The 17,494-nt window shown below is 31.2% G+C and carries 23 protein-coding genes; 22 read left to right on the top strand and 1 reads right to left on the bottom strand.

Annotation, left to right across the window (positions count from 1 at the left end; translation table 11 throughout):
• The first annotated feature begins 2 nt into the window (after positions 1-2).
• From ACTQYZ_RS03015 to ACTQYZ_RS03030, 4 genes are all read left to right on the top strand, one after another.
• Entirely contained in the window at positions 3-329 is a 327-nt protein-coding gene (locus ACTQYZ_RS03015; protein ID WP_441416031.1) for a helix-turn-helix domain-containing protein, read from the top strand.
• A 4-nt stretch (positions 330-333) separates the two neighbouring features.
• Entirely contained in the window at positions 334-591 is a 258-nt protein-coding gene (locus ACTQYZ_RS03020) for a DUF6809 family protein (RefSeq protein ID WP_253229863.1), read from the top strand.
• Between the two features lie 75 nt (positions 592-666).
• Positions 667-1,182, top strand: coding sequence for an SLOG family protein (locus tag ACTQYZ_RS03025; RefSeq protein ID WP_441415991.1), 516 nt, complete (start codon positions 667-669; stop codon positions 1,180-1,182).
• A gap of 101 nt (positions 1,183-1,283) precedes the next feature.
• Positions 1,284-2,483, top strand: a complete 1,200-nt coding sequence (locus ACTQYZ_RS03030; RefSeq protein ID WP_441415992.1) for a MalY/PatB family protein — start codon at positions 1,284-1,286, stop codon at positions 2,481-2,483.
• Positions 2,484-2,516: 33 nt separating this feature from the next.
• Here ACTQYZ_RS03030 and rbr read toward each other — a convergent pair whose 3' ends face one another.
• Positions 2,517-3,056, bottom strand: coding sequence for a rubrerythrin (gene rbr / locus ACTQYZ_RS03035; RefSeq protein WP_441020641.1), 540 nt, complete (start codon positions 3,054-3,056; stop codon positions 2,517-2,519).
• A gap of 258 nt (positions 3,057-3,314) precedes the next feature.
• On the opposite strand from rbr, the gene rpsU reads away from it, so the two are divergent.
• From rpsU to ACTQYZ_RS03125, 18 genes are all read left to right on the top strand, one after another.
• Positions 3,315-3,494 carry a 30S ribosomal protein S21 gene (rpsU, locus tag ACTQYZ_RS03040; protein ID WP_138268117.1) on the top strand — a complete coding sequence of 60 codons (180 nt, stop codon included), beginning with the start codon at positions 3,315-3,317 and terminating at the stop codon, positions 3,492-3,494.
• A gap of 16 nt (positions 3,495-3,510) precedes the next feature.
• Positions 3,511-3,954: a GatB/YqeY domain-containing protein gene (locus ACTQYZ_RS03045; RefSeq protein WP_138268118.1), complete on the top strand. Its 444-nt coding sequence runs from the start codon at positions 3,511-3,513 to the stop codon at positions 3,952-3,954.
• A 46-nt stretch (positions 3,955-4,000) separates the two neighbouring features.
• Positions 4,001-4,444: a DUF523 domain-containing protein gene (locus tag ACTQYZ_RS03050; protein WP_441415993.1), complete on the top strand. Its 444-nt coding sequence runs from the start codon at positions 4,001-4,003 to the stop codon at positions 4,442-4,444.
• 169 nt (positions 4,445-4,613) lie between these two features.
• Positions 4,614-4,838 carry an acyl carrier protein gene (locus ACTQYZ_RS03055; RefSeq protein ID WP_441020639.1) on the top strand — a complete coding sequence of 75 codons (225 nt, stop codon included), beginning with the start codon at positions 4,614-4,616 and terminating at the stop codon, positions 4,836-4,838.
• Positions 4,839-5,002: 164 nt separating this feature from the next.
• A complete protein-coding gene (gene accB / locus ACTQYZ_RS03060) occupies positions 5,003-5,449 on the top strand; it encodes an acetyl-CoA carboxylase biotin carboxyl carrier protein (RefSeq protein WP_441020638.1) in 447 nt (148 codons plus the stop codon).
• Positions 5,450-6,820: an acetyl-CoA carboxylase biotin carboxylase subunit gene (gene accC, locus ACTQYZ_RS03065; RefSeq protein WP_441415994.1), complete on the top strand. Its 1,371-nt coding sequence runs from the start codon at positions 5,450-5,452 to the stop codon at positions 6,818-6,820.
• Entirely contained in the window at positions 6,804-7,679 is an 876-nt protein-coding gene (gene accD, locus ACTQYZ_RS03070) for an acetyl-CoA carboxylase, carboxyltransferase subunit beta (protein ID WP_441415995.1), read from the top strand. The genes accC and accD overlap by 17 nt, the downstream gene beginning before the upstream one ends.
• Positions 7,676-8,599 (top strand): acetyl-CoA carboxylase carboxyltransferase subunit alpha, encoded by a 924-nt coding sequence (locus ACTQYZ_RS03075; RefSeq protein ID WP_441415996.1) that lies wholly within the window; start codon positions 7,676-7,678, stop codon positions 8,597-8,599. Before accD ends, ACTQYZ_RS03075 begins: the two co-directional genes overlap by 4 nt.
• Before the next feature lies 1 nt (position 8,600).
• Positions 8,601-9,569, top strand: a complete 969-nt coding sequence (locus tag ACTQYZ_RS03080; RefSeq protein WP_441415997.1) for a beta-ketoacyl-ACP synthase III — start codon at positions 8,601-8,603, stop codon at positions 9,567-9,569.
• Positions 9,570-9,578: 9 nt separating this feature from the next.
• Complete coding sequence (locus ACTQYZ_RS03085) at positions 9,579-10,523, top strand: DUF561 domain-containing protein (protein ID WP_441415998.1); 945 nt, start codon at positions 9,579-9,581, stop codon at positions 10,521-10,523.
• The gene (locus ACTQYZ_RS03090) at positions 10,523-11,611 is read left to right on the top strand and encodes an NAD(P)H-dependent flavin oxidoreductase (protein ID WP_441020632.1); all 1,089 of its coding nucleotides are present in this window, start codon (positions 10,523-10,525) and stop codon (positions 11,609-11,611) included. The genes ACTQYZ_RS03085 and ACTQYZ_RS03090 overlap by 1 nt, the downstream gene beginning before the upstream one ends.
• Positions 11,611-12,528, top strand: coding sequence for an ACP S-malonyltransferase (gene fabD / locus ACTQYZ_RS03095; protein WP_441020631.1), 918 nt, complete (start codon positions 11,611-11,613; stop codon positions 12,526-12,528). Before ACTQYZ_RS03090 ends, fabD begins: the two co-directional genes overlap by 1 nt.
• Entirely contained in the window at positions 12,525-13,265 is a 741-nt protein-coding gene (fabG, locus tag ACTQYZ_RS03100) for a 3-oxoacyl-[acyl-carrier-protein] reductase (RefSeq protein WP_441416032.1), read from the top strand. Before fabD ends, fabG begins: the two co-directional genes overlap by 4 nt.
• 11 nt (positions 13,266-13,276) lie before the next feature.
• The gene (fabF, locus tag ACTQYZ_RS03105; RefSeq protein ID WP_441020630.1) at positions 13,277-14,518 is read left to right on the top strand and encodes a beta-ketoacyl-ACP synthase II; all 1,242 of its coding nucleotides are present in this window, start codon (positions 13,277-13,279) and stop codon (positions 14,516-14,518) included.
• A complete protein-coding gene (gene fabZ / locus ACTQYZ_RS03110) occupies positions 14,518-14,946 on the top strand; it encodes a 3-hydroxyacyl-ACP dehydratase FabZ (protein WP_256476280.1) in 429 nt (142 codons plus the stop codon). Before fabF ends, fabZ begins: the two co-directional genes overlap by 1 nt.
• 73 nt (positions 14,947-15,019) lie before the next feature.
• Entirely contained in the window at positions 15,020-15,781 is a 762-nt protein-coding gene (gene srtB, locus ACTQYZ_RS03115; protein ID WP_441415999.1) for a class B sortase, read from the top strand.
• Between the two features lie 213 nt (positions 15,782-15,994).
• A complete protein-coding gene (locus ACTQYZ_RS03120) occupies positions 15,995-17,176 on the top strand; it encodes an iron-containing alcohol dehydrogenase (RefSeq protein WP_441416000.1) in 1,182 nt (393 codons plus the stop codon).
• Between the two features lie 14 nt (positions 17,177-17,190).
• Entirely contained in the window at positions 17,191-17,430 is a 240-nt protein-coding gene (locus tag ACTQYZ_RS03125; RefSeq protein ID WP_138268134.1) for a glutaredoxin domain-containing protein, read from the top strand.
• Positions 17,431-17,494: the final 64 nt, after the last annotated feature.

Consider the following 17,494-nt stretch of genomic DNA (forward strand, 5'->3'; position numbering starts at 1 on the left):
GGATTAAAGATAAAAGAAAAAAAGAAAAAAAATTAGGGTATACACAAGAAAGTTTATCAGAAAAAATCGATTTGTCTGTAAGTCATTTAAGCCACATAGAAAATGGAAGTGCGAAAGTTTCACTGCATGCAATAGTTAATATTGATAGTATATTAAATTTAAGTTTAGATGAGCTTTTTAGTATTGATCTTGGTAATAATTTTATAAGCGAAAATATTAAGGATATTAATGAGTTTTTAAAAAATTGCAGTAAAGAAGAGAAAAAGCTTTTATTTGAGAATCTAAATTTTTTAAAAAAAGAAAATTTAAAAGAGAGTGAATATATTTAATAAAATGAGCGAAAGTATTTTAAATGAAATTCTATATTTTTATCTTGAAAATAATAAATGTGATGATAATCAAAAAATGCTAAATGAAATTATTGATTTGTTTGAAAAACTAAATAAGAACATTGATAAAACATACAGTGAAAGTTTTGAAGAGATCTTTGAAAAGATGCTTAGATATAATCAAAAAGAAAATGAATATTGTTTTAAAATGGGATTTAATATTTGTATGAGAATAGTTATAGAGATGTTTAGTTTTACATAATACATATTTTGGCAAATTTCGCACTTTAATAAATGTATCTTTTATCTTGTAAAAAAATATTAAGGGGATAAGATAATGGATAAAAAGTGTGCCATAACGGGAATAAGGGATGTGAAAAATTTTGATGAAGAGAAAAAGACAATATTGTTTGAAAAGATAAAAAATATAATAGGATTACTACACGTGAAATATGAAATAAATACATTTTATTGTGGAATGGCTCTTGGTGCGGATTTGTTATGTGCCGGAGCTATTTTAGATTATAATGACAGATTTAATACAAATATTAAAATTATTCCCGTTATTCCTTGTAAAAATCAAACTAAATTATGGAAACAAGAAGATATTAAAAACTATAATTACATATTAAATAACTCTTTAGATGCAATAATTCTAAATGAAAAATATACAAGAACTTGTATGCTTGAAAGAAATAGATATATGGTAGATAACAGTGAGTTTTTATTTGCTGTTTATGATGGAAGAGACAGCGGAGGAACGAGATATACTCTTGATTATGCAATAAAAAAAGAAAAGAAGATAATTTTTGTAGACACAAAAACTTTTAAGCTATTTAAAAATTTTTATTAGGCTTAAGGTTTTATATGGAAAATATTTTACCAAAGTGATACTATATATAAAAATATAGAAATGAATAAATACAACTTAATTTGTTTTTTACGAGGTAAAATATGAAATACGATTTTGATAAAATAATTGACAGAAGAAATACTAACTGTGAAAAATATGATAGTTTAAAAAGGGCATACCCTCTTTCAGATGAAAATACCATACCTTTATGGGTTGCTGATATGGATTTCCCTTGCAGTGATGCGATAATCGAAAGCATAAAAGAAAGACTTTTAAATCCTGTTCTTGGATATACTTTCGTGTATGCTGATGATGAATATAAAAGTGCTGTTTACAATTGGATGAGGGATAAACACGATTTTATAATTGATAAGAAAGATATATATTATTCCGGCGGGATTGTTCCTGCTATGTGTGTATTAATAAATTCTCTTACAAATGAAGGGGACAATATTATTGTAAACCAACCTGTTTATACTCCTTTTATGAATATAGTAAAGGATAATAACAGAAATCTTGTTAATTCTCCTCTTGTTAAAGATGAAAATGGAGATTATACTCTTGATTTTGAAGACTTTGAAAAAAAGATAAAAGACAATAACGTAAAAATGTTCCTGTTCTGTTCACCTCATAATCCAATAGGGAAAGTCTGGACAAAAGATGAGCTTTTAAAAATAGGTGAAATATGTAAAAAATATAATGTTATAGTTTTTAGTGATGAGATACACTGCGATATTGTAAGAAAGGGAATAAAACATATTCCTATTGCATCTTTATTTGAAAATGACGATATATTTATAACAGGAACTGCACCGAGTAAGACATTTAATATTCCGGGTATGAAGGTAAGTAATATAATTATCAAAAATGAAGAATATAAAAACAAGTGGAAATTATATACACAAAAAAGATTACATACTGCAGACCCTAACGTTTTTGTTCCGGGGCTTGTTAAAGCAGCATATAAAGAAAGTGATGATTGGTATAATTATATGCTTGAATATGTGGAAGAAAATTTTAAATACATAAAAAGATTCGTTGATGAAAATTTAGAAAATGTAGGTTTTGAAATCCCTCAGGCGACATTTCTTGGATGGCTTGATATGAATAAGTACGATATAGATTATAGTAAATTATCGGATTTATTTGTTACAAAAGGCGGTTTTGCAGTGCAGCATGGTAAACAGTTTGGAGATGAGGGAGTTGGCTATTTTAGGATAAACGTTGCAACAAGCAGAAAAAATATCGAAAAAGCAATGAATGGAATGAAAGAAGTATTAAAAGATATACCTGTTAAATAAAAAAAGAACATCATAAGATGTTCTTTTTTATTTTTAGTAGTTTTTAGCTTTAATAAAGAAATGAGCTCTTGGGTGGTCACAAACAGGGCAAACTGCAGGAGCTTCTTTTGCAACTACTAAGTGTCCGCAGTTTCCGCATTCCCAAACAACTTCTTCTTCTCTTTTAAATACTCTTCCTTTTTGGATGTTTTCGCATAAAGCTCTGTATCTTTCTTCATGAGCTTTTTCGATTTTTGCAACACCTTCAAAAGTTTCAGCTATATCATCAAAGCCTTCTTCTCTTGCTTCTTTTGCGAATGTAGCATACATGTCTGTCCATTCATAATTTTCGCCTGCTGCTGCGTCAAGAAGATTTTCTTCTGTTGTTCCGATTCCATGAATTAATTTAAACCAAAGTTTAGCGTGTTCTTTTTCATTGTTTGCTGTATCTTCAAACAATGCAGCAATTTGATTGTAACCGTCTTTTTTTGCTTTGCTTGCGTAGTAAGTGTATTTGTTTCTTGCTTCGCTTTCTCCTGCAAATGCAGTTTTTAAGTTTTCAAGTGTTTTTGTTCCGTCTAATTTATTAGCCATATAATTTACCCTCCTATATGCTTTTCTTGTTAAGGTCATTATATCACAAAAAAAATTTTTAGTGTAGAAAATAAAGAAAAGTTTAGTTAAATTTAATATATTTATTATTGCTAAAAATTTTTATAATTATTTGTAAATTAAAGAATTTTAATAATCAAAAAAACGAATATTTTTTATTGACATATCTTGTATATTTTTTTATAATAATTTATGTTGACTATAAACGTGATAACCCACGGTAGAGGGGAGGGTTGAGAGATGTCAGAAGTAAGATTAAGAGAAGGCGAATCACTAGAAAGCGCTTTAAAAAGATTTAAGAAAAAGACTGCTATGGCTGGTGTTATGTCTGAAATCAGAAAAAGAGAACACTATGAAAAACCTAGTGTAAGAAGAAAGAAAAAAGCTGAAGCAGCAAGAAAGAAAAAAAATAAAAGATAATTAGGAAGTGTTTTATATGTCACTTAAAGAAACTTTACTTGGCGATTTAAAAAAAGCCATGAAAGAAAAAGACAATATAACAAAATCTACTGTTACTATGGTTAGAGCTGCAATCTTACAAGTTGAAAAAGACAATAAAGTTGAACTTGGCGATGAAGAAATTGTAGATGTAGTTGCTAAACAAGTAAAACAAAGAAAAGATTCTCTTGCTGAATTTGAGAAAGCAGGAAGAGAAGATCTTATAGCTGAAGCAAAAGCAGAACTTGAAGTTCTAATGAGATATTTACCAAAACAGCTAACAAAAGATGAGGTTAAAGAAATAGTAAAAGAAGCTATTGAAAAAACCGGAGCTGAAACGGTAAAAGATATGGGCAAAATCATGGGCGAAGTTATGCCTAAAGTAAAAGGTAAGGCTGACGGTAAAATCGTTAATGAAGTTGCCAGAGAATTATTAGGCTAATTTAAGGAGTGTATTACACTCCTTATTTTTTTACTGTGAGGTATATATGAGTAAGGAAAATATAATTGTATCGGCATGTTTGTTTGGAGAGAACTGTAAATACAGCGGTGGTAATAATGAAATAGAAAAAGAAATTATAAAGAAAATAGAAAAAAAATATAATGTTATACTATGCTGTCCAGAATGTCTTGGAGGACTATCTACTCCAAGAGAGCCAAGCGAGATAAGAAAAGGAAAAGTATTTTCAAAAAGCGGAAAAGACGTTACTGATGAATATAAAAAAGGAGCAATGATTTGCCTTAATATTGCAAAAGAAAACAATGTAAAATTAGCATTAATGAAAGCCAATTCTCCGTCTTGCGGAAATAAAAAAATATACGACGGAAGTTTTTCATATGTTTTGATTGATGGTAAGGGAATAACTGCAAAGCTTTTTGAAGAAAATGGAATTGAAGTAATAAGTGAGAAAGAACTTGAAAAGTTATTCTAAATTTGTATGAAAATGTTTTTAATGATACTGAGTATTATTAAGAGTAAAAAAAGTATATAAATATAATAAAAAGTTAATAAAATGAACAAAAAACTATTTACTTTATAACTTTAACAGTTTATAATACAAAAATACTTTGAATATCAAAGAACTTAGGAGGAATATAATTATGTTAGAAGATATTAAAAAGGTATTAGTAGATGCATTAGATATTGATGAAAGTCTTATCACACCAGAAGCAAGATTAAAAGAAGATTTAGATATCGATTCTTTAGCTGCTGTTGAATTATCACTTGAACTTGAAACAGAATTCGATGTTCAAATCGAAGATGAAGAATTAGAAAAACTTGTTAATGTACAAGATATCATCGACATTATTAAAGAAAAACAATAATATCACTTTTTATTCAGTATAATATTTGGGCTTACGGGCCCTTTTATATTACATTTATTCATTATGTTATATTTTTTATTTATTCGGTTTTATAGGATATTATAGTTTGAATATCAAAGTATTATTTATTGATTTCTTTAAAATTAATTCAAAAGGAGAAAATTTTGGATACTAAAGCAATAAAACAAGTTATAGATATTTTTGAAGGCTCAAATGTTCATAAAATGGAAATTGAAGCCGGAGAAATGAAGATTAAACTTGAAAAAGAAGATAGCAAAAGTGTTGTAAATTATGTTAAACCACAAGAATATATTGTGGAATCACAACCAGTTATAAAAGAAGATACTGAAGAAGTTATAAAAGAAGAACCAAAAGGAAATTGGGTAAAAAGTCCTATTGTAGGAACATTTTATTCAAAACCAAATGAAAGTTCACTTGCTTATGTAAACGAGGGAGACAGTGTAAACAAGGGAGATATCGTTTGTATCATTGAAGCAATGAAAGTAATGAACGAAATAAAAGCACCTTGCAGCGGAAAAATCATAAGTGTTGCAAAACAAGACGGTGAAATGGTTCAGTTTGATGAAAATCTAATATGTATAGGTGATTAAATGATAAAGAAAATTTTAATTGCAAACAGAGGAGAAATAGCAGTAAGAATAATAAGAACTTGTAAGGAAATGGGAATTAAAACCGTAAGTGTATATTCAACTGCGGATAAAGATGCCTTACATGTTCAAATAGCAGATGAAGCTGTTTGTATAGGTTCGCCTAAAGCAATGGATAGTTATCTTAATATGAGTAATATCATAGAAGCTGCTTGTCAGACGGGATGTGATGCCATACATCCCGGATTTGGTTTTTTAAGTGAAAATCCAAGATTTGCAAGACTTGTTATTGGATGTGGATTAATCTTTATTGGTCCAAACCCTGAAACAATAGAAAAACTCGGGAACAAGAGTGAAGCAAGAAAAATAATGATAGAAGCTGGGGTGCCTGTTGTTCCTGGTTCTAAAGAAATTATAGAAGATGTAGATGAAGGTAAAAAGCTTGTAAATGACATAACATATCCCGTAATTATTAAAGCCAGTAATGGCGGCGGCGGAAGAGGCATGAGAATTGTAAGAAAAGAAGAAGAATTTGAAGATGCTTTTAATGCTGCTACAAGTGAGGCAAAGGCTTGTTTTGGGGATAGTGATGTATATATAGAAAAATACATAGAAAAGCCAAAACACATTGAAATTCAACTTATAGCTGATAAGCATGGTAATGTTATACATTTATTTGAAAGAGACTGTTCTTTTCAAAGAAGAAACCAAAAGCTTATAGAAGAAGCACCATGTCATATGCTTAAAGATGAAATAAGACAGCCTATGATAAATGATGCAATAAAAGCATGTAAATATGTTGGATATGACAGTGTAGGAACAATTGAATTCTTGCTTGATAAAAGCGGCAAATATTATTTTATGGAAATGAATACGAGAATTCAGGTTGAACATCCAATATCAGAAATGATAAGCGGAGTTGATATAGTAAAACAACAAATTAAAGTTGCCGACGGACAAAAACTTACTTTAAAACAAGAGGATATAAAACAAAACGGTTATGCAATAGAATGCAGAATCAATGCGGAAGATGTAGAAAGAAATTTTGCACCTTCCGGAGGAAAGATAAACTTTTTACATATTCCCGGAGGAAGAGGAATAAGAGTTGACAGTGCTGTGTATACAGGATATAAAATACCTCCGTTTTATGATTCTATGATTTTAAAACTCATTGCTTTTGCACCTACAAGGTTAGAATGCATAAAGAAAATGAGAGTTGCATTGGAAGAGTTAATTATAGACGGAGTAAAAACAAATATAGAATTTCATTATTTGGTGCTTCACAATAAAACTTTTATTGAAGGAAAATACGATACGGGATTTTTTGAAGAGTTTATAAAGGAGTTGGAAGAACAAAGTGGAGAACTTATTTAGGAAAAGAAAGGAAAGACTTGAACTTTTTAAGTCCAGAAGAATAACTTCTTCAAAAGAGGTTACAAAAAGAGAAGTTCCTGAAAATTTAATAAAAAACTGTGAAGTATGCCATAAAAATACTCCATATGATGAAATGATGGAAAATCTTTATGTATGTCCAAATTGCGGTTATCACTTAAAGATAAGTGCCAGAGAAAGAATAAGACAGCTTATGGATAAACGAAGTTTTAGGGAAATGGATAAAAATATTGAAAGTAAAAATGAAGATGATTTCCCAGGTTATTCTAATAAACTTGATAAGTTAAAAAGAGCAACAGGACTTCATGAAGCAGTTGTTACCGGAGTTGGAAAAATAAACGGTCAAAAAATTGCCATTGCCGTTATGGATAGTAATTTTATGATGGGAAGTATGGGGCAAGTTGTTGGAGATAAAATTACTAGAATAATAGAGCTTGCAACAAAAAGAAAACTTCCTCTTCTTATAAGCTGTACCAGTGGAGGAGCAAGAATGCAAGAAGGGATTATGTCTTTGATGCAAATGGCAAAGACAAGCGCTGCACTAAAGAGATTTTCTGATGAGGGAGGCTTTTATATATCTTTACTTACTCATCCAACTACAGGTGGCGTAAGTGCATCATTTGCGATGCTAGGAGATATAATAATTGCTGAACCGAATGCTCTTGTAGGCTTTGCCGGAAAAAGAGTTATTGAAAATACAATCAATGAAACTCTTCCAAAAGAATTCCAAAGAGCTGAGTTTTTACTTGAAAAAGGTTTTATAGATATGATTGTAAAAAGAACTAACATGAAGAAAACCATTTATGATCTTATAGTACTTCATAAAGGAGTAAAACAATGAGCATAAAAGAATGTGAAATAAAAATAAGAGAATTAGAAGCAAAAAAAGCTTCTCTTTCTTTAACGGACAATGAAGAATTTGACAAAATAAATAAAGAAATAAGACAGCTAAAGAAAAATGCATATGCAAAATTAGAACCTTGGGATAGAGTATATCTTGCAAGACATCAAGACAGACCAAAAGCAAGCGATTATATATCACTTCTTTTTGATAATTTTTATGAGCTTCATGGAGATAGATGTTTTGGAGATGATAGTGCGTTAATTGGTGGTATTGGAACGTTTAATGATATTTCGGTAACCGTTTTGGCACAGGCAAAAGGAAAAACTTTAGAAGAAAATTTAAAGAGAAACTTTGGAATGATGAATCCCGAAGGTTACAGAAAGGCTTTAAGACTGGCAAAAGAAGCAGAAAAATTCCATAGACCTATTATTACAATAGTTGATACAGCAGGTGCGTATCCCGGAAAAGGTGCTGAGGAAAGAGGACAGGCTGAAGCTATTGCAAAATGTCTTTATGAGTTTTCAAATTTGAAAACTCCTGTTATAAGCGTTGTTATTTCCGAAGGAGGAAGTGGTGGGGCTTTGGCTTTAAGCGTTGCCGATAAAATAATAATGCTTGAAAATGCAATATATTCCGTACTTTCTCCTGAAGGATTTGCGAGTATTTTGTGGAAAGACGAAAGCAGAGCTGAAGAAGCAAGTAAATATATGAAGCTTACTTCTTTTGATTTGTATGAAAAAGGAATTGTTGACCACATAATTAAAGAACCTGAGGGAGGGGCTCAAAACGGTCTTGAGTATGTAGTTGCTCAAATATCCGTTTATATTCAAAATGAGCTTATGGAATTATCAAATAAAAAAGACAGACAACTAATCAAGGAAAGATATTTAAAATATCGAAAAATAGGAATGATTTAAGATGAAAAATAGAAAAATTATTGGATACGGTTATTACATACCCAAAAATTTAATAACAAATCAAGACCTTGAGAAAATCGTAGATACAAATGACGAATGGATTAAAAGCAGATCTGGAATAGAAACAAGGTATATAAGCTGTGATGAAAATACAAGCGATATTGCTTATAATGCTGCAATAAAGGCTATTGAAGATGCAAAAATTGCTAAAGAAGATATAGACCTAATTATATGTGCAACATGTACTCCGGACAATATGACTCCATCTACTGCTTGTTTAGTTCAAGAAAAGCTTGAATTAAATAATTCCCATGTAATGGCTTTTGATTTGAATGCTGCTTGTAGCGGTTTTTTATATTCAATGCAGGTTGCATCGTTTATGTTAAGTGAATATAAATGTGCATTAGTTATCGGAGCTGAAACATTAAGCAAGGTAATTGACTGGACAGACAGAAGTACCTGTGTTCTTTTTGGAGACGGAGCAGGTGCTGCGATAATGAAAAGAGAACCAACCGATAATAATATGTACTTTTATTCTAACGCAGAAGGGGATAATCAAGGGAAATTAAGAATACAAGGCTTAAGTTTAAAACAACCACTTCAAAATGAAGAAAGAAAAGTAGGTCATATTGAAATGGCTGGTAACGATGTTTTTAGGTTTGCAGTAAGAGCAATGAGTGATGCTTTAACAGAAGCTTTAAATAAAGCAGGTAAAACAATAGATGATATTGATTTAGTAATTCCTCATCAGGCTAATTACAGGATTATAAAACACGTTATAAAAAAACTTAAGATAGATGAAGATAAAGTATATATTAACCTAAATAAATATGGTAATACCTCAGCTGCAAGTGTTGCAATTGCACTTGCAGAGGCAAAGGAAAAAGGATTAATAAAAGAAGGAGCAAAAATTGTTTTGATAGGCTTTGGAGCCGGATTTACATACGCTTCAGGGTATATTGAAATATAGTAAAAAGTTATGACAATGTTAAATAAAATTTTAGGTATTAAATATCCTATTATCCAAGGAGCCATGGCAAATATAGCAACCGCAGAATTTGCGGCAAGCGTTAGTAATGCAGGTGGGCTTGGAATAATTGCCACAGGGGCAATGACTTGCGAACAGACAAGAGAAGAAATAAGAAAATGTAAGAAATTAACAGATAAACCTTTCGGGGTAAATGTAATGATGATGAACCCTCAAACAGAAGAAATCATGAATATGATATGTGAAGAAAAGGTTGATGTTGTTACAACGGGAGCAGGAAACCCAGGGAAATACGTTGAAAAATTAAAGAAAAGCGGAACTAAAGTATTTCCTATTACACCGAGTGTTGCTTTAGCAAAAAGGCTTGAAAGAAGCGGAGTTGATGCTCTAATTGTAGAAGGGGGAGAATCCGGCGGTCATGTTGGAGAACAAACGACTATGAGCCTTGTTCCTCAAGTTGTAGATGCAGTTAATATTCCTGTTATTGCAGCAGGTGGTATTGCTGATGGAAGAGGTTTTAACGCTGCATTATCATTAGGTGCAATAGGTGTTCAAATAGGAACTTGTCTTCTTGTAAGCGAAGAGTGTCCTATTCATGAAAACTATAAAAATGCAGTTTTAAAGGCAAAAGATACAGAAACAATCGTTACGGGAAAAAGCCTCAATGCTCCTGTAAGAGTTATGAAGAATAAAATTAGCAGAGAGTATGTTAAGCTTGAAGCCCATGCAGGAAGCAGGGAAGAACTTGAAAAACTTACTTTAGGCGGGCTTAGAAGAGCTGTTTTTGAAGGTGATATGGTAACAGGTTCGGTAATGATGGGACAAATTGCAGGAATGGTAAAAGAGATTTTACCTTTAGAAAAAATATTACAAAATATTATTGACGAATCAAAAGAAGAGCTAGAAAAACTTATTGAAAAACACAAGGAGTTATAATGTTAAAAGAAGTAAAAATCAAAGATAAAATTTTACAAGTACCAATCATTCAAGGTGGAATGGGGGTAGGTGTTTCTCTGTCTTCTTTGGCAGGTAGTGTAATGAAAGAGGGGGCTATGGGGGTAATAAGTGCTGCTCATCCCGGATATAAAAAAGAAGGATTTAATAAAAATTCTTTAAAATGCAATGTGGAAGCAATCCTTGAAGAAGTAAAAAAAGCAAGAGAAATAAGCAAGGGAAAAGGACTTCTCGGGGTAAACATCATGGTTGCAAGCAAAGATTATGCAGAATATGTTAAAGCGGCTGTAAAAGCAAAGGTTGATGCGATAATATCGGGAGCGGGTTTACCTCTTGAACTTCCCAAACTTGTAGATGATAAGAGTATTTTGTTAGCTCCTATCGTTTCAAGTGGAAGAGCTATAAGACTTATACTTAAAAGATGGGATAAAAGACATAATACGGTTCCTGATTTTGTTGTTATTGAAGGAAGTGAAGCTGGTGGACATCTTGGATTTAAGAAGGAAGAACTTTTAAATGGCACATGTGAAAGCTTAGATAAAATCTTTGATGATGTAAAAAAAGAGCTTAAACCTTTTGAAGAAGCTTATAATAAGAAAATACCTGTTTTTGTTGCAGGAGGAATATTTACCGGAAGCGATATTGCTCATTTTGTAAAAAAAGGAGCTGACGGTGTACAAATGGGAACAAGGTTTATTGCAACAGAAGAATGTGATGCGGCTAAAGAGTTTAAGGATATGATAATAAATTGTAAAAAAGAAGACATTGCAATTGTAAAAAGTCCTACAGGTTTTCCTGGAAGGGGAATAATGAACTCTTTTATGAAAAAAACAGAAGAAAGAGGAAATATATCTATGTCTTCTTGTTTCAACTGTTTGTCACTATGTAATCCTTCTGATACCCCGTACTGTATATCAGGTGCTCTTATTGAAGCTGTAAAAGGTAATGTAGATAACGGGCTTATGTTTGTAGGCAGTAATGCGTATAGAGTAAATAAAATGACTACGGTGCATGATTTGATAAATGAGCTTGTAAGTGAAGCAAATGAAAAGTTAAAGGAGAATGATTAATGAAAATAGGATTTTTGTTTGCCGGACAAGGCAGTCAAAGTGTGGGAATGGGAAAAGAATTATATGATACATATGAAGAAGCAAGAGAAGTTTATAATAGTGTTAGCCTTGATTATGATGTAAAAGATTTATGTTTTAACGGACCAAAAGAACAGCTTGATGATACTGCATATTCTCAAAGTGCTATTCTTACAACTTCTATGGCAATAGCAAATGTTGTAAAATCAAAAGGAATAAACCCTGATTATGTATGCGGACTTTCTCTTGGAGAATATTCTGCTCTTTGTTTTAGCGGTGCTTTTAGTGTTAACGATGCTGCAAACATAGTTAGAAAAAGAGGAGAAATAATGGTAAATGCTCTTCCTAAGGGAACATCAAAAATGGTTGCAGTAATGAACTTTGATAAAGACATAATAAAAGAAACTTGTGAAGAAGTTAAATGTGATGGAGTATGTGAAATTGCAAATTATAACTCTCCTGCTCAAATAGTTATAACGGGGGAAGTAAAAGCAGTTGACAAGGCTTGTGAAATATTAAAGGAAAAAGGCGCAAGAAGACTTATTCCTCTTAATGTAAGCGGAGCTTTTCATTCATCTTTGCTTGAAGATGCTTCGGTAAAATTAAATAAAGTTTTAGGTGAATATGAAATAAAAACTCCTGAAATTCCTGTTGTTTATAACGTTACAGGAAAAGAATACGATGGTGATATAAGAGAAATTTTAACAAAACAAATCAAATCAAGCGTATATTTTATGCAAATGGTTGAATACATGATAAATAACGGAGTAGAGGCTTTTGTTGAAATAGGACCGGGAAAAGTATTAAAAGGATTTGTAAGAAAAATCAATAAAAATATTCCGGTATATAGCGTGGAAGATAATAAATCACTTGAAGAAATGTTAGGAGCATTGAAATAATGAAAAGAAAAACAGCAGTTGTAACAGGTGCAAGCAGAGGAATTGGTAAAGCCATTGCTTTGGCTCTTGCAAAAGACGGTTTTAATGTAGTTATTAATTATAACGGAAACAAAGAAAAGGCAGAACAAGTAAAAAAAAAATGTGAAGATTTTGGAGTTAATGCAATAACAGTTAAAGCAAATGTTGCTAATTTTACTGAAAGCGAAAATTTAATAAAAGAAGCAGTTTCTACATTTGGAAGTATTGATGTTTTAGTAAATAATTCAGGTATAACAAAAGATACATTACTTATAAGAATGAAAGAAGAAGATTTTGACAGTGTAATTGATGTTAACTTAAAAGGAACATTTAATACTATAAAACACGCAGCAAGACAAATGATGAAACAAAGAAGTGGCAGCATTATAAATATGTCAAGTGTTGTAGGGATATCAGGAAATGCAGGACAGATTAATTACGCAGCAAGCAAAGCAGGTGTAATAGGTCTTACAAAATCCGTAGCAAGAGAACTTGCTTCAAGAGGAATAAGAGCAAATGCTGTTGCTCCTGGATTTATTGAAACAGATATGACAGATGAGTTAAATGATAAGGCAAAAGAGGAAATTTTAAAGACAATTCCTTTAAATGATACGGGAAAAAGTGAAGATGTTGCAAATTTAGTTGCTTTTTTAGCATCTGAAAAAAGCAGATATATAACAGGTCAAGTAATCCACGTAGATGGTGGAATGTTAATGTAGTAGGAGGCAAAATGAATAGAAGAGTAGTAATAAGCGGGCTTGGTGCGGTTTCACCTATCGGAAATGATGTTGAAACAATGTGGAACTCAATCAAGGAAGGTAAATGCGGTATTGATAAAATAACTCATTTTGATACAAGTGATTATAAAGTAAAATTGGCTGCAGAAGTAAAAGATTTGGATATGGAAAAATATCTAAAAAGAAGAGAAATTAAATTTAATGATAGATTTACTTCTTTTGCAAGAATTGCTTCAATGCAAGCTATGGAAGATAGCAATATTGATTTGGAAAATGTTGATAAAAATCGTTTTGGCGTTATAATTGCCAGCGGTATTGGTGGAATTGAAACTATTGAAAATGCTCAAAAAAATATGGAAAAGAGAGGACCTTCAAAGGTTTCTCCATATTTTATTCCGATGTGCTTAATTAACTTAGCTGCGGGCAATGTTGCAATTGATTTTGGTTTGAAAGGTCATTGTTCTTCTACTGTTACAGCTTGTGCAGCAGCAAGTAATGCAATAGGCGAAGCATTCCATAAAATAAGAGACGGATATGAAGATTTAATGCTTGCGGGAGGAAGTGAAGCTTCTATTACACCTCTTGCAATGGCAGGTTTTATGTCAATGAGAGCTTTACATGAAGGAGACGATAAGGAAAGAGCAAGTATTCCTTTTGATAAAGACAGAAGCGGTTTTGTTATGGGTGAAGGTTCAGGTATATTACTTCTTGAAGAATATGAGCATGCAAAGAAAAGAGGAGCAAAAATATATGCTGAAATCGTAGGTTATGGTGCAACTTGTGATGCATTCCATGTAACAGCTCCTATTTCAGACGGAAGCGGTGGAGCAGGTGCTATGGTAAATGCTATTAACGATGCAGGTATAAGCTATAAAGATATTGATTATATTAATGCCCATGGAACAAGCACACCTCTAAATGATAAAACAGAAACTATGGCTGTAAAAACAGCTTTTAAAGATCATGCAAAGGAACTTAAAATATCTTCTACAAAATCAAATACGGGACATCTTCTTGGTGCATCAGGTGCAATAGAGGCAATTATTTCAGTAAAGGCTTTAGAAGATGGATATATTCCTGCAACAATAAATTATAAAAATAAAGATGAAGATTGTGACTTAAACATTGTTCCAAATGAAGGAATAAATGAAGATATTAATTATGCCATGAGCAACTCTTTAGGTTTTGGCGGTCACAATGTTTCTTTAATATTTAAAAAGGCGGAAGAAAAATAATGATATATAATTCTAATGATATACAAAATATAATACCACATAGATATCCATTTTTGCTTGTTGATACAATAGAAGAAATAATAGACGAAACTTGTATAATAGGCAAGAAAAACGTAACTGCAAATGAAATGCATTTTATGGGACATTTTCCTCAAAAACACGTTATGCCCGGTGTTTTAATTGTTGAAGCTTTAGCACAGACAGGTGCTGTTTTACTTCTTTCAAAAGAAGAAAATAAAGGTAAAATTGCGGTTTTAGCCGGTGTAAACAAGATGCGTTTTAAAAGACAGGTTATACCTGGGGATACGCTTACTTTAAAGGTTGAGCTAACAAGAATGAAAGCAGGTATAGGGTTTGCAAGTGCAATAGCTTTAGTTGGGGATGAAGTTGCAGCAAAAGGTGAGATAATGTTTGCTATTGATAAATAAAAAGAGAGTTTACTCTCTTTTTTTATTGATTATCTTGTTGAATTAAACTTATTTAGGATATATAATATAAAACATGAAAAAGAGAAAAGTAAAAGTAATTAAAAAAAGAAAATCAACTGAACCTATAAAAAAAGATAAAAAAAGTATTGTTTTGTATTTGTTAATAGCGGTATTTAGTATTACTCTTTTATTTTCGGCATATAAAATATATTCAATTATGTCTGAGTATAATAAAGGAACTTCAACCTATAATAATTTAACAAGTGAAGTTAAAACAGGTAAGGAAATTGATTTTGATGCTTTAAAATCTATAAATCCTGATGTTATAGGTTGGATATATTCTGAAGGTACTGTTATTGATTATCCTGTTGTTCAAGGTAGTGATAATGATTATTATTTACATCATTTATTTGACGGTACATCAAATTCAAGCGGTACTGTATTCCTTGATTATACAAAGAATAAAGATTTTACATCGAAAAACTCTATTTTATATGCTCATAACATGAAAAACGGAAGTATGTTTGCAAGTTTAATGGAATATAAAGATCAAGAATATTATGATTCTCATCAAACTATAGATTTATATACACCGGATAAAAATTATGAAATAGAAGTAGTTTATGGATTTGTTATTGATGCATACAAATGGGATGATAATGGATTTGCTTCGGATGATAATGTTGAAGATTTGCTTCTTCATGCAAAATCAAATACAACATTTGATAGTGGTAAGACCATATCTTCTGATGATAAGATAATAACACTTTCTACTTGTTCATATGAAATAGAAGAAGGAAGATATGTATTAATAGGAAAATTAGTTGAAAAATAAAAGGTAAGATTTCTTACCTTTTTTTATTTTAATAAAAAATAAAGATTAAATTAATAAAAAGGTATTATATTTATATTATAGTTAAATATGATATTTTACATCATTCTACATAAACTTTGTCTGTTTTATGATAAAACATTTTGTGTAGCAATTTATAATATTGGAAAAAGTATATTTATGTGGTAAAATATATTCAAAATTAGGAGGTTTGTCATGAGTGGTTTTAATTTAGTTGTTCCGAGTAAAATAATTTTTGGTGAAGGGAAGATTCATACATTAGATAAATACATATTGGAATATGGTGATAAGGTTTTATTGTTATGCGGAAAAGCTTCATTAAAAAACTCAGGGATGTTTGATAAAATAATTGGTCATTTTGAAACAGACAATATAAGTTATGAAATACATACAATAACCGATGAACCGGATGTTGAAACAATAGATAATCTTGCAAATGAATACAGAAATAAACCTGTTGATCTAATCGTAAGTATAGGTGGTGGAAGCGTTATTGATACAGGTAAAGCTTTGAGTGCAATGTTAAAAGAAGAAGGAAGTATAATAGATTATCTTGAAGGTGTTGGAGATAAAGTCCCAAGCGGGAAAAAAGTTCCTTTTATTGCTGTGCCTACAACAAGTGGTACAGGTAGTGAAGCTACTAAAAATGCTGTTATAAAAGGACAAATCGGGGATGTGAAATTTAAAAAATCAATCAGACACGATAATCTTGTTCCAAACGTAGCTTTGGTTGATCCTGTTTTAACTTTAAATTGTTCTAAAAAGGTAACAATGCAAAGCGGTCTAGATGCTTTTTGTCAGCTTCTAGAAGCATATATTTGTACGAACTCTAATGCTTTTACGGATATGCTTGCTGAAAAAGGTCTTAGAAGAATGAGTGAAAGTTTGTTAAGTGCATATAATAACGGTGAAGATCTTGATGCAAGAAATGATGTATCTTATGCAGCTTTATTATCAGGTATATGTATGGCAAATGCAGGACTTACTACAATACATGGTTTTGCATCTGTAATTGGTGGTTTGTATGACGGCATTCCTCACGGTGCAATATGTGCAAGCTTACTTCATGGAGCTACTGTTGTTAATATTCAAAAGATAAAAGATTTTGAGCCTAACAATCCTTCTGCATATAAATATGCTAAACTTGGAGCTTACTTAATGCATGCAACATATTCTCCAGACAGACACGAAGTATTTTTCAGAGCTGTTGTTGATACATTAAAGGAATGGAATGAAAAAATGAATATTCCTAGACTTTCTGATTTTGGAATTGATAAAGATGATTTCTGGAAGATTTTAGATGAAGCGAAACAAAGATATAATCCGGTTAAATTATCTGATAGTGAAATGGAACAAATTTTGGATATTAGTTATTAGAAAGGAAGATTATTATGGCAAGAGTAACTATTTATACAACCAAAACATGTCCTTACTGCAAAATGGCTAAGGAACTTTTAAAACAAAAAGGTATTGATTTTGAAGAAAGAATGTTAGAGTTCGGAAGTGATGAACTTATAGAACTTGTAAATAAAACACATCATAGAACTGTGCCTCAAATTTTCTTTGGAGAAGAATTTATAGGCGGTTATGATGATTTACAAAAATACTTAACTACAAAAGAATTTATTTAAAACAAAGAAGGCTGATGCCTTCTTTGTAATTGACAGAAAATTGCAATCGTTTTCTTTTTCAAAA

Origin of the sequence: Anaerofustis sp. LCP19S3_F7 (assembly GCF_052119445.1) — a bacterium.
In the GTDB taxonomy this organism is placed as follows: Bacteria; Bacillota; Clostridia; order Eubacteriales; family Anaerofustaceae; genus Anaerofustis; species Anaerofustis butyriciformans.

Coding starts and splice junctions, on each gene's coding strand:
- ACTQYZ_RS03020 (WP_253229863.1), top strand. CDS start 334: ATGAGCGAAAGTATTTTAAATGAAATTCTATATTTTTATCTTGAAAAT.
- ACTQYZ_RS03025 (WP_441415991.1), top strand. CDS start 667: ATGGATAAAAAGTGTGCCATAACGGGAATAAGGGATGTGAAAAATTTT.
- ACTQYZ_RS03030 (WP_441415992.1), top strand. CDS start 1,284: ATGAAATACGATTTTGATAAAATAATTGACAGAAGAAATACTAACTGT.
- rbr (WP_441020641.1), bottom strand. CDS start 3,056: ATGGCTAATAAATTAGACGGAACAAAAACACTTGAAAACTTAAAAACT.
- rpsU (WP_138268117.1), top strand. CDS start 3,315: ATGTCAGAAGTAAGATTAAGAGAAGGCGAATCACTAGAAAGCGCTTTA.
- ACTQYZ_RS03045 (WP_138268118.1), top strand. CDS start 3,511: ATGTCACTTAAAGAAACTTTACTTGGCGATTTAAAAAAAGCCATGAAA.
- ACTQYZ_RS03050 (WP_441415993.1), top strand. CDS start 4,001: ATGAGTAAGGAAAATATAATTGTATCGGCATGTTTGTTTGGAGAGAAC.
- ACTQYZ_RS03055 (WP_441020639.1), top strand. CDS start 4,614: ATGTTAGAAGATATTAAAAAGGTATTAGTAGATGCATTAGATATTGAT.
- accC (WP_441415994.1), top strand. CDS start 5,450: ATGATAAAGAAAATTTTAATTGCAAACAGAGGAGAAATAGCAGTAAGA.
- ACTQYZ_RS03075 (WP_441415996.1), top strand. CDS start 7,676: ATGAGCATAAAAGAATGTGAAATAAAAATAAGAGAATTAGAAGCAAAA.
- ACTQYZ_RS03080 (WP_441415997.1), top strand. CDS start 8,601: ATGAAAAATAGAAAAATTATTGGATACGGTTATTACATACCCAAAAAT.
- ACTQYZ_RS03085 (WP_441415998.1), top strand. CDS start 9,579: ATGACAATGTTAAATAAAATTTTAGGTATTAAATATCCTATTATCCAA.
- ACTQYZ_RS03090 (WP_441020632.1), top strand. CDS start 10,523: ATGTTAAAAGAAGTAAAAATCAAAGATAAAATTTTACAAGTACCAATC.
- fabD (WP_441020631.1), top strand. CDS start 11,611: ATGAAAATAGGATTTTTGTTTGCCGGACAAGGCAGTCAAAGTGTGGGA.
- fabF (WP_441020630.1), top strand. CDS start 13,277: ATGAATAGAAGAGTAGTAATAAGCGGGCTTGGTGCGGTTTCACCTATC.
- fabZ (WP_256476280.1), top strand. CDS start 14,518: ATGATATATAATTCTAATGATATACAAAATATAATACCACATAGATAT.
- srtB (WP_441415999.1), top strand. CDS start 15,020: ATGAAAAAGAGAAAAGTAAAAGTAATTAAAAAAAGAAAATCAACTGAA.
- ACTQYZ_RS03120 (WP_441416000.1), top strand. CDS start 15,995: ATGAGTGGTTTTAATTTAGTTGTTCCGAGTAAAATAATTTTTGGTGAA.
- ACTQYZ_RS03125 (WP_138268134.1), top strand. CDS start 17,191: ATGGCAAGAGTAACTATTTATACAACCAAAACATGTCCTTACTGCAAA.